Here is a 13,258-nt window from a genome sequence, read left to right as displayed (position 1 = left end):
CGGCGCACCGGAAGACGAGGACCCGCACGCCCGCATGAGCGCACGCCACACCGCACGTCCCGCGGACCACGACGGTCCGCAGCCCGCCCCCTCGGCGGACGCCACCACCGAGACCGCCGAGCTCGCGACCGCCGAGCCCGCGACCGACGCCACCCCCGAGGAGACCGTCGCCGCCGTCGCCCGGGGTCGCCACCGGCTGGTGCCCGCCCGCCGCCCGGCGATGTACCTGGCCGCGGCCGCCGTCGGCGCCGTCCTGGTGAACGTCCTGCTCGGCACCGGCCCGGCCGCCGAGGCCGAGTCCGCCGACCCCGCCGCGCAGCAGGCCGTGAGCGTCGCCGACCAGCTGGGCATCACCGCGCCGGCCGACGCCACCGCCGCCGCCACCGAGCTGTCGGGCCACCTGCAGGAGCTGGCCGCCAGCCGCGCGCAGCGCGAGGACTCCGAGGCCGCGGCCGCGCAGACCCAGGCCGCCGCCGACCAGGCCGCCGCGGAGGCCCAGGCCGCCGCCGAGGCGCAGGCCGCCGCCGAGGCCGCGGCCGCTGCCCAGGCACAGGCCGCCGCCGCCGCCGAGGCCGCCGCGGAGAACGCGACCACCCAGGACTTCCACGACTACGCCCTGGCGCAGCTGGGTGGCGACGAGCGCGAGTTCTCGTGCCTGGAGAACCTCTGGGGCCGCGAGTCCGGCTGGAACCCGACCGCGCAGAACCCGACCTCGACCGCCTACGGGATCCCGCAGTTCCTGGACTCGACCTGGGCCGGCACGGGGATCGCCAAGACCTCCAACGGGTTCCGCCAGATCGACGCCGGGCTGATCTACCTCGACGAGCGCTACGGCTCGCCGTGCGGTGGCTGGGCGCACTCCGAGGCCACCGGCTGGTACTGAGTTTCGGCCTGCCGGTGGTGGGGGCACCCGCCCCGGCATGGCTGAACTGACCGGCAAGACCATCGCGATCCTCGCCGCCCAGGGCGTCGAGCAGATCGAGCTCGACGAACCCCGCAAGGCGGTGGAGGCGGCCGGCGCGACCGTGCACCTGCTCTCGGTGCCCGACGGCGTCGAGGACGACGGGCGCGTCCAGGGCGTCAACGGCGACATCCACCCCGGTGACCTGTACGACGTCGACCACCTGGTGGGCGAGGTGTCGCCGGGGGACTACGACGGCCTGCTGCTGCCCGGCGGCGCCGTCAACCCCGACACCCTGCGCCAGGACGCCGACGCCCTGGCCTTCGTCACGGCGTTCTTCGACGCCGGCAAGCCGGTGGCCGCCATCTGCCACGCGCCCTGGACGCTGCTGGAGGCCGGGGTGCTCGAGGGGCGCACCCTGACCTCCTACCCGAGCATCCGCGGGGACCTCCGGCGGGGCGGTGCGACCGTCGTCGACCAGGAGGTCTGCCGCGACGGCAACCTGGTCACCAGCCGCAACCCCGACGACGTCCCGGCGTTCTCGCGGGCCGTCGTGGAGCTGTTCGCCGAGGGCTGAGCACCGCCCGCCGGTGCGCGGTCACGGTGAACGGGTCAGAATGGGTCGTTTTGCACACCCTGGGAGGACCGTCCACCGTGGCCAAGCACCGCGCGACCGGAGCCGGCGAGACCGACTTCGACGACGCCACCTCTGCCCTCAGCGACGTGTCCGGCGACTACGCCGTCGACGCGGCGCACACCCGCATCGGCTTCCGGGCCCGCCACGCCATGGTCACCACCGTGCGCGGCACCTTCACCCGGTTCGAGGGTGCCGCACACCTCGACGTCGCCGACCCGACCGCCAGTGCGGTCGAGCTGCGCATCGACGCCGCCAGCCTGGACACCGGGCAGGCCGACCGCGACGCCCACCTGCGCTCGGCGGACTTCCTCGACGTCGAGCGGTTCCCCGAGATCACGTTCGTCTCCACCGGGGTCGAGCAGATCGACGACGACGAGTTCACCGTCACCGGCGACGTGACCATCAAGGGCCAGACCCGCACGGTTGCGGTGGACTTCACCCTCACGGGCAGCGCGTTGGACCCCTTCGGCAACACCCGGGTGGGCTTCGAGGGGGCGCTGGCGCTCAAGCGCAGCGACTGGGGCCTGGTCTGGAACGCCGCCCTGGAGACCGGCGGTGTGCTGGTCAGCGACAAGGTGCAGCTGGAGTTCGACGTCTCGGTCATCAGGCAGGCCTGAGACGCACGCAGAGCCCCGGTCCGCTCGTGCGGACCGGGGCTCTGCGTGCGTGCGGGGTCAGGCGGGCAGGGCCTCGACCGTGTCGTAGGAGTCGACGCGCTCGGCCAGCCGGTTCGTCGCCCACGCGCCGTCGCCCAGCAGGTGGTCGATGGCGGTCAGCCGCGAGGTGTAGTGCCCCACCGAGTACTCGGCGGTGACGCCGATCCCGCCGTGCAGCTGGATGGCCTCCTTGCCGATGTGCCGGCCGGCCTTCGAGGTCTGCAGCCGGGCCCGGTCGGCCGCGGCGAGCACGGCCTCGGGGGAGGAGTCCTCGGCGTCGACGACCATCGTGGCCCACAGCGCGACGCTGCGGACCAGCTCGAGCGACACGTACATGTCGGCCGCCCGGAAGGTCAGCGCCTGGAAGCGCGACAGCGGCACCCCGAACTGCTTGCGGGTCTTGAGGTACTCGCTGGTGGTGCGCAGCGCGGTCTCCATGGCGCCGACCGCCTCGTGGGCGTAGGCCACGCTCGCCCGCGCCAGCGCCAGCTCGACGTCGCCCGCGCGGTCGGCGGTGCCCTCGCCGAGCAGCTCGGCGGGGGTGCCGTCGAGGGTCACCCGGGCCACCCGGGTGCCGTCGTGGCTGCGGTAGCCGTCGCGGGTCAGCCCGGTGGCGTCCCCGCGGACGACGAACAGCCCGGTGCCGCCCTCGACGGCGGCGGACACCACGAGGACGTCGGCGCGGGCGCCGGACGGCACCGGCTCCTTGACCCCGGACAGGGTCCAGCCCTCGCCCGACCGCGTGGCGGTGACGGCGGTGGCCGACGACGTCCAGCGGTGGCCCGGCTCGGCGTGCGCGAACACCACGAGCGAGCTGCCCTCGGCCAGCGGGCCCAGCAGCTCGGCGCGCTGCTCGGCCGTGCCGACGGCCGATACCAACCCACCGGCCAGCACCACGGACTCGACGAACGGCTCGGGGGCGAGCACCCGGCCGATCTCGGCGGCCACCAGGGCCACCTCGGCGTGCCCGGCGCCCATGCCGCCGTCGGCCTCGGCGAAGGGCAGACCCAGCACGCCCATCTCGGCCAGCTGCGCCCAGGTCTTCTCGTCGAAGCCCGGGTCGTCCTTGGTCACGGCCCGGCGCTTCTCCGGGTCGTAGGCGCGCTGCAGCAGGCCGGCCACGGCCTCGCGGAGGGCGTGCTGCTCGGTGTCGAAGGTGAAGTCCATGTCAGATCACAACCCCAGGATCGTGCCGGCGATGATGGTGCGCTGCACCTCGTTGCTGCCTCCGTAGATGGAGACCTTCCGGTAGTTGAGGTACTCCGGGGTGGCCACCCGCGCCCACTCGGGCACGTCGGTCTCGTCGTCGTCGGCGAAGGAGGCCAGGGACAGCGGGCCGGCGATGTCGACCATCAGCTCGGTGGCGGCCTGCTGCAGCTCGGAGCCGCGCAGCTTCAGCACCGAGGACGCCGGGTTGGGCTTGCCGTCGGTGGAGTTGGAGACCACGCGCAGGGCGGTGAGCTCGAGCGCCAGCAGCTCGTTCTCCAGCTCGGCGATGCGGGTGCGCATCGAGGGGTCCTCGATGAGCGGACGGCCGCCGGAGGTGATCTCGGCGGCGCGGTTCTTCGCGTCGACGATCAGCCGCTTGGTGGCGCCCACCCGGGCGATGCCGACGCGCTCGTTGCCCAGCAGGAACTTGGCGTAGTCCCAGCCGCGGTTCTCCTCGCCGATGAGGTTCTCGGCGGGCACCCGCACGTCCTCGAAGAACACCTCGTTGACCTCGAAGCCGCCGTCGAGCAGCTCGATGGGCCGCAGGGTGACCCCGGGGGTGTCCATCGGGAAGACCAGCATGGAGATGCCGCGCTGCTTCTTCTCCGCCGTGGGGTCGGTGCGCACCAGGCAGAAGATCCAGTCGGCGTACTGGCCCAGCGTCGTCCAGGTCTTCTGGCCGTTGACGACCCAGTCGTCGCCGTCGCGGACGGCGCTGGTGCGCAGGCTGGCCAGGTCGGAGCCGGCGTCGGGCTCGGAGAAGCCCTGGCACCACCAGATGTCGAGGTTCGCGGTGGCCGGCAGGAACCGCTCCTTCTGCTCCTGGTTGCCGAACGCGGCGATGACCGGGCCGATCATCGAGGCGTTGAAGGCCAGCGGCTCGGGGACGGCGGCCAGCTGCATCTCCTCGCGCCAGATGTGGCGCTGCAGCGGCGTCCAGTCGCGGCCGCCCCACTCGGCGGGCCAGTGCGGCACGGCGAGGCCGGCCTCGTTGAGGATCCGCTGGGCCTCGACGTACTGCTCCTTGGACACCTCGCGGTGCGCGGCGACGTCGTCGCGGATGGCCTGCGGGATCTTCGTGGTGAAGAACGTGCGCATCTCGTCCCGGAACGCCTGGTCCTCGGGCGACAGGTGCAACTGCATGGACGACCCTTCCTCCTCCGGTGGCGACGTCGCGCACCGTGCCCCCGACGATCCCACACCTACTACTCGTCGGTAACCACGGGTGCGGGACGGGTGGCTCCCCCCGTCCGGGTGACCCGGGCGCACGCCGGCTCCAGTCCGGGACGCCGTGCGCCGACACCACCTCCGTGCTGCGCCCCCTGCCATCGCCTCCGGTGCCGGGCACACGGCCGAGCCCAGCCTCGGTGCGATCGGGCGCCTCCACCGCGCGCTCGGCCGCCGACGCCGCGCGGGTCTCGCGCGCCGTCGTCCACGCCGCCGCGGTGTCGACCGACCTCGCGCTGCTGGTGATCGCGGCCGAGGCGGACGCGGACGGGGGGCAGGTGCGCGTGCGCTGGGGCAACGCCGGCACCGAGAAGCTGTTCGGCCACGCCGCCGGCGACCTGCCGGGCATGGCGCTGGACCGGTTGTTCCCGGTGCCCCCGCCCGGTGGTTTCGGCGGGTGGCTGCGCCGGGAGCGCTCGACCGTCGCCGAGCTGTCGGCCCGGTCGGGCACCGGCGTGCCGGTCGACCTGCACGTCACCGCGACGCCCTCCTCGGACACCGGGGTCTGGACGCTGTCGGCCCAGCCGGCCCGCAGCGCCACCGAGCGCGCGCTGGCCGAGTCCGCGGCCGCGCACGAACGCCGCTTCACCACGCTGACCGAGCGGTCGCCGGTGCCCACGCTGCTCTCGGAGCAGGGCATGCGGTTGGCCCACGTCAACGACGCCTTCTGCCGGTTGGTGGACCGCCAGGCCGAGGAGCTGCTGGGCACCGGCTGGCTGTCGGTCGTCCACTCCGAGGACCTCGACGCCGTCCTGGACGCCGCCGCCGACGCCCTGGTGGGCGGGGCGTCCGACGTCCGGGCCCGGCTGCTGCGCGGGGCCGGCGACGTCCGCACCACCGTGCTGCGCCTGTCGCACCTGCACACCCCGGCGCTGGGCAGCGGGTTCGTGGCCACCATCGAGGACGTCACCGAGCGGCTGGCCTTCCAGAGCCAGCTGGAGCACCAGGCCACCCACGACCCGCTCACCGGGCTGCCCAACCGCACCCGGCTCACCGGGTTCGTCGCCGAGCGCTTCGTGGCCGGTGCCGCGGGCCGGTTGTCGTGCCTGTTCCTCGACGTCGACGACTTCAAGGTGGTCAACGACTCGCTCGGGCACGCCGCCGGCGACCAGCTGCTGGTCCAGGTCGCGCAGCGGCTGCGGTCCGTCGTCCGGCCCTCGGACCTGGTCGTGCGGTTCGGCGGCGACGAGTTCGTGGTGGTCTGCGAGGACCTGTCCGAGGCCGGCGCCGTGGTGCTGGGCGAGCGGATCTCGGCCGAGCTGGCCCGCCCGGTGCAGCTGGGCGGCGTGGGTGTGGGCGTGCGGGTCAGCGTCGGGGTGACCGTGCAGACCGCCGACCACGCCGACGCCGACGAGCTCGTGCGCGACTGCGACATCGCCATGTACCAGGCCAAGGCCGGGGGCAAGGGCCGGGTCTCGGTGCTCGACCAGGGCGCCCGCGGACGCGCCCGGGACAAGCTGCAGCTGGTCGCCGACCTGCGCGCCGCCCTGGACGACGGGGCGGTGGCCCTGGCCTACCAGCCGCTGGTGGACGCCGGGTCGGGTCGGCCGGTCGGCGTCGAGGCGCTGGCCCGCTGGACGCACCCCGTGCGCGGCGCCATCGGCCCCGACGTGTTCGTGCCGCTGGCCGAGGAGAGCGGGCTCATCGACGCCCTCGGCGCGTTCGTCGTCGAGGAGGCCTGCCGCCAGATCGCGCGGTGGGACGCCGAGCTGGGCCTGCTGGCCCCTCGGGTGGTGCACGTGAACGTCTCGGCGCTGCAGCTCGACGAGCACCTGCCCGAGCTGGTGGCCCGCACTGCGCGCGAGCACGGCGTCGGCATCGAGCGGATCTGCGTGGAGCTGACCGAGTCGGCCCTCATGCGCGACCCGGACGGCGCCCCGCACGTGCTCGAGCGGCTGCGCGGGCTGGGCGTCTCCATCGCCATCGACGACTTCGGCACGGGCTACTCGTCGCTGGCGCTGCTGCGCCAGCTGCCGGTGGACTGCCTGAAGATCGACCGGTCGTTCGTGTCGGAGCTGGCCGAGGGCCACCCCGAGATCACCCGGGCGGTGGCGGCGCTGGCCGCCGGGCTCGGGCTGTCCTCGGTCGCCGAGGGCGTGGAGACCGAGGACCAGGCGCGGGTGCTGCGGGAGCTGGGCGTGACCCACCTGCAGGGCTACGGGGTGGCGCGCCCGATGCCGGGCGCGGCGTGCGCCACCTGGTTCGCCGGGCGTGCGCGGTGAGGGAGCTGGACGGGGTGGACGTGCTGGACGACGTGGTGGACGACGTGCTGGACGACGTGCCGGTCGACGTGGTGGCCGAGGGCGACGTCGAGGTGGCCGAGGTCGAGCTGATCGAGGTGGACGAGGAGCGCGAGCCCACCGAGGCCGAGCTGGTCGCCGCGCTCCTGCCGGGCGTGGGGTTCGACCCGCACGAGGTGCTCTCGCACATCGACGAGCTCTCGGCGCAGCGGCCGGTGGCCGCCCAGATCGTGGCGCTGACCCACGCCGAGGACGCCGGGGCCCGCGAGGTCGCCCGCCTGCTGGCCGCCGACGCGGCGCTGACCGGGCGGGTGCTCAAGCTGGCCAACTCGGCGTTCTACGGCCTGCGCGGCCGGGTCTCCTCGTTGCAGTTCGCGGTGACGGTGGTCGGGTTCGCGACCGTCCGGTCGATGGCCAGCGTCGCGCTGACCAGCGACGAGGACGGCAGCCTGCCTCCGGACCACTGGACGACGACCACCCACCTTGCGCTGGCCTGCGAGGCCCTCGCGCCGCGGGTGGGGCAGCGGCCCCAGGACGCGATGTGCACCGGGTTGCTGGCCCTGCTGGGCACCGCGCTGCTCACCCACCACGACCCGGCCGGCTACGCCGAGGTCGCCGTGCACCGCGGGTCGGCCGCCCGGCGGGCTGCCGAGCTCGAGCGGTTCGGCGTCCACTCGGTGGAGCTGACCGGGGCCGCCATGCGGCACTGGGGGTTCCCCGACGGCATGGTGCGCCCCGTGCTCGGGCTCGACGACCCCGAGTCGATCGACGGCGCCCTGCTGCGCACCGCGTTCGAGGTGACCGACCGGCTGACCGTGCCCGGCCACGTCCCGGTGCCGGTCGAGGACCTCAGCTGCCGGCGGGTCCGCGAGTCCGACCTTCGCCCGGTGCTGGCCCGGGTGGCCACGGAGGCCGCCGACCTGGGCCGCGCGCTGGGCAGCTGAGCGCGGCTCAGTAGACCGCGACCCCGGGGGTGCCACCGCCGGCGGCCACGGCGTCGCCGGTGACGGCCACGCTGCGCGGGGAGCAGAGGAAGGCCACCACGTCGGCGAACTCGTCGGCGGTCACCAGCCGGCCGATGCGGGTCGCCGCGGGGGCGGTGGCGACGTCGGCGGGGGTTCGCTCGGTGACGGTGCGCCCGGGGTGCACGACGGTGACGTTGACCCCGTGCGGGCCGAGCTCCTCGGCCAGGTTGGCGGTCATCGCCGCGACCGCGACGTTGCGCACCGTGCCGACCAGGTTGCCGGTGGCCCGGGCGTTGAGGCCGCTGACGTTGACGATGCGGCCCCAGCCGGCGGCCACCATGTGCGGGGCGACGGCGCGGGCGCAGCGCAGGTAGCCCAGCACCTTGGTCTCGACCTCGACGCGCAGGGCGTCGTCGTCGAGGTCGGCCAGCGCGGGCACCGGGGCGCTCGACGCCGGCCGCGCCGCCGCGTTGACCAGGACGTCGACCCCACCCCAGGCGTCCGCCACGGCGGCCACCGCGGCGCGGACGGCCGCGTCGTCGGTGGTGTCGGCGGGCAGCACCAGCGACGGGCCGGGCAGCGCGGCGGCGGTGGCGTCGAGCTGGTCGCGGGAGCGGGCCAGCAGGGCCACCTGCGCGCCCTCCTCGGACAACCGCTGCGCCACCGCCTTGCCGATGCCGCGCCCGGCCCCGGTGACCAGCGCACGCTTCCCGGTCAGCTGGAGGTCCACGCACCCACGCTAGGCACCGGTGGCGGGCGGGCGCACCCTGGAGGGGTGTTCGAGATCGACGAGATGTCGTTGCTGACCCGGGAGGTGCTGCGCGAGCGCAGCGCCGCACTCGTGGCCGAGGCGTGCGCGTGGGCCGTGGGCACGGGCGACCGCCCGCACCGTGCCCGCCGCCGGGGCCGACTGGTGGCGACCGGGACGACGGTGGGCGTGCGCGCCGAGAACGGCCAGGTGCTCGGCGACGAGGAGACCGGCCGGCTCGACCTCGGCGACGCGGTGCCCGGCAGCTTCCGGGACGCGCTCAACATGGCCGACGACCGGGGCGGGCTGGTCGCCGACCGGTTCGACGTCGAGGTGCTGGAGCCCTTCGTCCTGGCCACGTGCGTGCTGGCCGCCGACCGGCTGCGGGCCGCCCGGCCCGGCGCGTGGGTGGAGCTGGCCGACGACGTCGGGGAGGACGCCGACGACGCGGTCGCGGTGGTGCGGGCGGGGGAGTGGGAGGCGCCGCTGCGCATCGTGGCCGAGCACCTGGTGCTCGCCGCCATCGGTGACACCCCGCTGGCGCTGGTGGAGACCGAGGGCGTGCCCCTGTCGCTGGTGCGGGCCGCGGAGTCGATGACCCGCGCCGCCGTGCCTGCTCCGCCGGCACCGGCGGAGGACCTCTCCGCGGTGCGCTTCCTCGCCCGGGCCGCGGTGGCCGCCGAGCCCGCACCCATCCCGGCCACGGCGGTGGACCGCGTGCTGGCCGCGCTGCTGGCCGAGGGCCTCGAGCGCGAGGAGGTGCTGGCGGTCCTCGCCGACCTGCCGCTGGAACCGGACGCCGAGCGCGACCTCCGCCGCCTTGCCGAGCAGCTGCCCGGCTGACCGGGCCGGGGTGGCCGGACGTCGCCGACGGTGGCCCGCTCCCGGATCGGCGCCGAGGCTGTGCTTAGGTGAGCCTCACCTGACCGGGAGGGTCCCGGCAGTGCCGTTCGAAGGGCTTCCGTGACTCGCCGCGCCTCCCTGACCACGATCCTCGCCGTCGCCGCGCTCGCGCTCTCCGCCTGCGGAGGCAGCACCGACACCGGTGGTGACGCACCGGCCGCCGCCGACGACGCAGCCTTCCCGGTGACCGTCGAGCACATCTGGGGCGAGACCACCGTCCCCGCGAAGCCGGAGCGGGTGGTCGCGCTCGGCGTCACCGACTCCGACCCGCTGCTGGGGATGGGCGTGGTGCCGCTGGCGGTCACCCCGTTCGTGTTCTACGCCGACACGAACGGCGTCGGGCCGTGGGCGCAGGACCTCCTCGGCGGCGCCGAGCCCGAGGTCCTCACCAGCAGCGAGGTCGACGTCGAGGCCGTCGCCGCCCTGCGGCCCGACCTGATCGTGGGGGTCTCCGCCGGGTTCGACGAGCCGGTGTACGAACAGCTCTCCGCGATCGCGCCCACCCTGGTGCGGCCGGAGGGCACCGTGGCCTACGGCGTGGACCGCGACACCGCCACCCGCATGATCGCCCAGGCCGTCGGCGAGGTCGACCGCGGCGAGGAGCTCATCGCCGCCGCCGACCAGGCCTTCGCCGACGCCGTGGCGGCCCACCCCGAGATCGAGGGGGCGACCGGCGTCGCGGCGCTGTACTCGGGCGGGCAGTTCTACGCGTTCCTGCCCGCCGACGCCCGCGGCCGGGCCCTCGGCGAGCTGGGCATGCAGCTGCCAGCCGCGATCACCGACCAGGACACCGGCGACAGCTTCTACGTCGACGTGTCCGCCGAGCGCCTCGACCTGCTGGACGCCGACGTGCTGCTGGTGCTGACCGACCCCGACGCGGTGGCCACCGTGGAGGCCGACCCGGTGCTCGCCCAGGTGCCGGTCGTGGCGCGCGGCGGGATGGTCGTCGACGCCGGCGACGTCCGGGGCGCCATGAGCTACAACTCCGTGCTGTCGGCCCCCTACCTGGCCGAGAACCTCACGCCGCTGGTGGCGGCCGCCCTCGCCGCTCGGTAGGGGGCGCACCCGCTCAGGGCTGCAGGTACCCCCGCCGGACGGCCGCGACCAGCCGGCGGGGGACCAGGTGCCGGACGCCGTCGACGGTGAGCGGGACCAGATCGGGCGGGGTGGCCTTCCACTGCGAGCGCCGGTGCCGGGTGTTCGACCGCGACGTGCGCCGCTTCGGGACGGCCATCAGCGCGCACGATTCCCGTGGCGGGCTGCATCCCGTTGCCCGTACCGGGCGTTGAACTTCTCCACCCGGCCCGCGGTGTCCAGCACCCGGGCGCTGCCGGTCCAGAACGGGTGCGAGGCCGCGCTGGTGTCGACGGCGACCAGCGGCAGGGTCTCGCCGTCCAGCTCGACGGTCTGGTCGGTGGCGATCGTCGACCGGGTACGGATCAGCGTGCCGGTGGCGGCGTCGCGGAAGACGACCGTGCGGTAGGTGGGGTGGATGCCGGTTCTCATCGGTTCTCCTCGCTGAGGTGGGTGGCGGGGTCGGCGGGGCTGGATGCCTCGCAGGGGTCGGTGTGCTGCTCGCCGAAGGGGTCGACGAACGTGCGCCAGCCCTCGACGCCGAGCGCGAGCTCGGCGTCGGTGAGCAGGGCGTCGGTGAGGGCGGCGGTGATGGCCTCGGCGGGCTGCCGGTGGGTGAGGACGACGAGCTCGGTGTCGCGGTCGCCGTGCACCGGGTCCCAGCGCAGCGCGGCGGCCACCCGACGCTCGTCGTCGACCTGCGCCCAGAGCTCGGCGTCGTCCCCCAAGGTGGCCAGCCACTGACCGGCGTCCCCCAGCTGCAGGCCGCCGCCGGCGGACTCCAGCCACACCGCGTGCTCGTGCTGGGTGGCCAGCCACAGCCGGCCCCGGGTGCCGACGACGCCGTCGAGCAGGACGTCGAAGGCCTCGTGCAGCCGCTCGGGGTGGAAGGGACGGCGGGCGGAGAACCGCACCAGCTCCAGCCCGGCGTCGGCCTCCAGCGGGGGCTGCCCGGAGAGCTGGGCGTCGTGCGGGTGCCGCACCCGGCCGCGGCGAGCGGTCCGGGGGAGCCCGGCGAGCACCCGTGCAGGTCGCCAGTGCTCGACCGAGCCGACCCGGGCCGCGGGCACCCAGCGCCCCAGCGCGGCGTGCAGCCGGGCCGCCGTCCAGTCGTCGACGGCCGGACCGGCCAGGAGGACGACGTCGGCGAAGCCGGTGAGCCCCAGCAGCACCTGGGCGACGGTGCGCTCGTCGTCGGCGGTGGCGGCCATGCCGCGCTCGGCCAGCACGGCCTCGCCGGTCACGTCCTCCAGCCAGGTCGCGGTCTCCAGGACGGCGACCACCGCCTCCACCTGCACCGCCTCGGCCGCGGTGGAGCCGTCGTCGAGCACCAGTGCGTCGAGGGCCACGCAGAGGCTCTCGGCCTCCAGGGCCGGGTCGAGCTCGAGCACGACGCGCTCGACGTCGGGGCGCGCGGCCAGCTCGCGCAGCAGGGGCAGCACGTCCAGGCGGAGGGTGCAGGAGAGGCAGCCGTGGGCCAGCTCGAGCGCCGTGCGGGTCTCGCCGGAGGCGTCGCGGACGGTGCGCTCGACGACGCCCTCGGCCAGCCCGCGCACGTCGTGGTGGACCACGACGGTGCCCGGGTGGGCACGCCGGAGGTCGGCCGCGGCGCGGGCGGTGTGCTCTCGGTGCAGGCCGGCCACGAGGACCAGCGGGGTTCGGCTCATGGGTCTCCACACTACACGCGAACGACAATCATTGTCATGTACGGTCAGCCGCCATGACCACCTTCTGCGAGGTGACCGGTCGCCGTCCGACGTTCGGCAAGGCCGTGAGCCACTCCCACCGGCGGACCAACCGCCGCTTCGACCCCAACCTGCAGCGCAAGCGCTTCTGGGTGCCCAGCGAGAACCGCTACGTGCGGCTGACGGTCTCGGTGCGCGGCATCAGGACCGTCGACGTGCAGGGCATCGAGGCCGTCTGGGCGCGGATCAAGCGCGAGCGGGCGGGCCGCTGATGGCCCGCGCGACCGACGTCCGGCCCGTCATCAAGCTCAAGAGCACGGCCGGCACCGGCTACACCTACGTGACCCGCAAGAACCGCCGCAACGACCCCGACCGGCTCGTGCTGCGCAAGTACGACCCCGTCGTCCGCAGGCACGTCGAGTTCAAGGAGGAGCGCTGACATGGCCAAGACCTCGAAGATCGCCAAGAACGAGCAGCGCAAGCTCGTCGTCGCCCGGTGGGCAGAGCGCCGCGCCGAGCTCAAGGAGCAGCTGCGCACCGGGGACGACGCCCAGCGCGCCGCCGCCGTGTCCGCCCTGCAGCGCATGCCCCGCGACGCCTCGGCCACCCGGGTGCGCAACCGCGACGTGTCCGACGGCCGCCCCCGCGGCCACCTCCGCGCCTTCGGGCTCTCCCGGGTGCGCATGCGCGAGATGGCCCACCGCGGCGAGCTGCCCGGCGTCACCAAGGCCAGCTGGTGAAGCCCGCCCCGCGGCCGCGCAAGGAGCGCCGCCTCGACGGCCCGGTCGACTGGAAGGACGCCGCCGTGCTGCGGACCTTCATCAGCGACCGCGGCAAGATCCGCGCCCGCCGGGTGACCGGCCTGGACCCGAAGGCGCACCGCCAGGTCGCCCGCGCGATCAAGAACGCCCGCGAGATGGCCCTGCTGCCCCACCCGACCCAGGGCCGCTGAGCCCGACCGGTCCCGGGCGGGGGAGCCCTTCCACCGTGCAGAGCAGCTGTGCGTGGTGGAA

17 protein-coding genes are annotated in these 13,258 nt (G+C 75.0%); 11 read left to right on the top strand and 6 right to left on the bottom strand.

Going from position 1 to position 13,258, the window contains the following annotated elements:
- Positions 1–34: 34 nt before the first annotated feature.
- From BLP29_RS16065 to BLP29_RS16055, 3 genes are all read left to right on the top strand, one after another.
- Positions 35–883 (top strand): aggregation-promoting factor C-terminal-like domain-containing protein, encoded by an 849-nt coding sequence (locus tag BLP29_RS16065; RefSeq protein WP_133379200.1) that lies wholly within the window; start codon positions 35–37, stop codon positions 881–883.
- Between the two features lie 37 nt (positions 884–920).
- Positions 921–1,478, top strand: a complete 558-nt coding sequence (locus BLP29_RS16060; protein WP_092806289.1) for a type 1 glutamine amidotransferase domain-containing protein — start codon at positions 921–923, stop codon at positions 1,476–1,478.
- Positions 1,479–1,555: 77 nt separating this feature from the next.
- Positions 1,556–2,155 (top strand): YceI family protein, encoded by a 600-nt coding sequence (locus BLP29_RS16055; protein WP_092806287.1) that lies wholly within the window; start codon positions 1,556–1,558, stop codon positions 2,153–2,155.
- 57 nt (positions 2,156–2,212) lie between these two features.
- Here BLP29_RS16055 and BLP29_RS16050 read toward each other — a convergent pair whose 3' ends face one another.
- Positions 2,213–3,361: an acyl-CoA dehydrogenase family protein gene (locus BLP29_RS16050; RefSeq protein WP_092806285.1), complete on the bottom strand. Its 1,149-nt coding sequence runs from the start codon at positions 3,359–3,361 to the stop codon at positions 2,213–2,215.
- A 6-nt stretch (positions 3,362–3,367) separates the two neighbouring features.
- The gene (locus tag BLP29_RS16045; RefSeq protein ID WP_092806283.1) at positions 3,368–4,546 is read right to left on the bottom strand and encodes an acyl-CoA dehydrogenase family protein; all 1,179 of its coding nucleotides are present in this window, start codon (positions 4,544–4,546) and stop codon (positions 3,368–3,370) included.
- A 224-nt stretch (positions 4,547–4,770) separates the two neighbouring features.
- Here BLP29_RS16045 and BLP29_RS16040 point away from each other — a divergent pair, with 224 nt between their 5' ends.
- Positions 4,771–6,852: a putative bifunctional diguanylate cyclase/phosphodiesterase gene (locus tag BLP29_RS16040; RefSeq protein ID WP_133379198.1), complete on the top strand. Its 2,082-nt coding sequence runs from the start codon at positions 4,771–4,773 to the stop codon at positions 6,850–6,852.
- Positions 6,849–7,814, top strand: coding sequence for an HDOD domain-containing protein (locus BLP29_RS16035; protein WP_243470020.1), 966 nt, complete (start codon positions 6,849–6,851; stop codon positions 7,812–7,814). The genes BLP29_RS16040 and BLP29_RS16035 overlap by 4 nt, the downstream gene beginning before the upstream one ends.
- 7 nt (positions 7,815–7,821) lie before the next feature.
- On the opposite strand, the gene BLP29_RS16030 is transcribed toward BLP29_RS16035, so the two are convergent.
- A complete protein-coding gene (locus BLP29_RS16030; protein WP_092806281.1) occupies positions 7,822–8,565 on the bottom strand; it encodes an SDR family NAD(P)-dependent oxidoreductase in 744 nt (247 codons plus the stop codon).
- Positions 8,566–8,610: 45 nt separating this feature from the next.
- Here BLP29_RS16030 and BLP29_RS16025 point away from each other — a divergent pair, with 45 nt between their 5' ends.
- Positions 8,611–9,426 carry a hypothetical protein gene (locus BLP29_RS16025; RefSeq protein WP_092806279.1) on the top strand — a complete coding sequence of 272 codons (816 nt, stop codon included), beginning with the start codon at positions 8,611–8,613 and terminating at the stop codon, positions 9,424–9,426.
- 120 nt (positions 9,427–9,546) lie between these two features.
- Positions 9,547–10,542: an ABC transporter substrate-binding protein gene (locus BLP29_RS16020; protein ID WP_092806277.1), complete on the top strand. Its 996-nt coding sequence runs from the start codon at positions 9,547–9,549 to the stop codon at positions 10,540–10,542.
- A 13-nt stretch (positions 10,543–10,555) separates the two neighbouring features.
- On the opposite strand, the gene rpmF is transcribed toward BLP29_RS16020, so the two are convergent.
- The 3 genes from rpmF to mrf are packed head-to-tail and all read right to left on the bottom strand — an operon-like array spanning position 10,556 to position 12,227.
- Positions 10,556–10,720: a 50S ribosomal protein L32 gene (rpmF, locus tag BLP29_RS16015; protein ID WP_092806275.1), complete on the bottom strand. Its 165-nt coding sequence runs from the start codon at positions 10,718–10,720 to the stop codon at positions 10,556–10,558.
- Positions 10,720–10,992, bottom strand: coding sequence for a type B 50S ribosomal protein L31 (locus BLP29_RS16010; RefSeq protein WP_092806273.1), 273 nt, complete (start codon positions 10,990–10,992; stop codon positions 10,720–10,722). Before BLP29_RS16010 ends, rpmF begins: the two co-directional genes overlap by 1 nt.
- Entirely contained in the window at positions 10,989–12,227 is a 1,239-nt protein-coding gene (mrf, locus tag BLP29_RS16005) for a ribosome hibernation factor-recruiting GTPase MRF (RefSeq protein WP_092806271.1), read from the bottom strand. Before mrf ends, BLP29_RS16010 begins: the two co-directional genes overlap by 4 nt.
- Before the next feature lie 53 nt (positions 12,228–12,280).
- Here mrf and rpmB point away from each other — a divergent pair, with 53 nt between their 5' ends.
- The 4 genes from rpmB to rpsR are packed head-to-tail and all read left to right on the top strand — an operon-like array spanning position 12,281 to position 13,197.
- Entirely contained in the window at positions 12,281–12,517 is a 237-nt protein-coding gene (rpmB, locus tag BLP29_RS16000; protein WP_092806269.1) for a 50S ribosomal protein L28, read from the top strand.
- Positions 12,517–12,684, top strand: coding sequence for a 50S ribosomal protein L33 (gene rpmG, locus BLP29_RS15995; RefSeq protein WP_092806267.1), 168 nt, complete (start codon positions 12,517–12,519; stop codon positions 12,682–12,684). Before rpmB ends, rpmG begins: the two co-directional genes overlap by 1 nt.
- 1 nt (position 12,685) lies before the next feature.
- Positions 12,686–12,985 carry a 30S ribosomal protein S14 gene (gene rpsN, locus BLP29_RS15990; protein WP_092806265.1) on the top strand — a complete coding sequence of 100 codons (300 nt, stop codon included), beginning with the start codon at positions 12,686–12,688 and terminating at the stop codon, positions 12,983–12,985.
- Entirely contained in the window at positions 12,982–13,197 is a 216-nt protein-coding gene (gene rpsR / locus BLP29_RS15985; RefSeq protein ID WP_243470019.1) for a 30S ribosomal protein S18, read from the top strand. Before rpsN ends, rpsR begins: the two co-directional genes overlap by 4 nt.
- Positions 13,198–13,258 lie beyond the last annotated feature (61 nt).

It is taken from the genome of Klenkia marina (assembly GCF_900101025.1).
Taxonomy (GTDB): domain Bacteria; phylum Actinomycetota; class Actinomycetes; order Mycobacteriales; family Geodermatophilaceae; genus Klenkia; species Klenkia marina.
The sequence above is the reverse complement of the archived record's forward strand: the minus strand, read 5'-3'. Positions and strand labels throughout refer to the sequence as shown.

What these genes read in the sequence shown, in the direction of transcription:
- BLP29_RS16065 (WP_133379200.1), top strand. Translation starts at nt 35, where the DNA reads ATGAGCGCACGCCACACCGCACGTCCCGCGGACCACGACGGTCCGCAG.
- BLP29_RS16060 (WP_092806289.1), top strand. Translation starts at nt 921, where the DNA reads ATGGCTGAACTGACCGGCAAGACCATCGCGATCCTCGCCGCCCAGGGC.
- BLP29_RS16050 (WP_092806285.1), bottom strand. Translation starts at nt 3,361, where the DNA reads ATGGACTTCACCTTCGACACCGAGCAGCACGCCCTCCGCGAGGCCGTG.
- BLP29_RS16045 (WP_092806283.1), bottom strand. Translation starts at nt 4,546, where the DNA reads ATGCAGTTGCACCTGTCGCCCGAGGACCAGGCGTTCCGGGACGAGATG.
- rpmF (WP_092806275.1), bottom strand. Translation starts at nt 10,720, where the DNA reads ATGGCCGTCCCGAAGCGGCGCACGTCGCGGTCGAACACCCGGCACCGG.
- BLP29_RS16010 (WP_092806273.1), bottom strand. Translation starts at nt 10,992, where the DNA reads ATGAGAACCGGCATCCACCCCACCTACCGCACGGTCGTCTTCCGCGAC.
- mrf (WP_092806271.1), bottom strand. Translation starts at nt 12,227, where the DNA reads ATGAGCCGAACCCCGCTGGTCCTCGTGGCCGGCCTGCACCGAGAGCAC.
- rpmB (WP_092806269.1), top strand. Translation starts at nt 12,281, where the DNA reads ATGACCACCTTCTGCGAGGTGACCGGTCGCCGTCCGACGTTCGGCAAG.
- rpmG (WP_092806267.1), top strand. Translation starts at nt 12,517, where the DNA reads ATGGCCCGCGCGACCGACGTCCGGCCCGTCATCAAGCTCAAGAGCACG.
- rpsN (WP_092806265.1), top strand. Translation starts at nt 12,686, where the DNA reads ATGGCCAAGACCTCGAAGATCGCCAAGAACGAGCAGCGCAAGCTCGTC.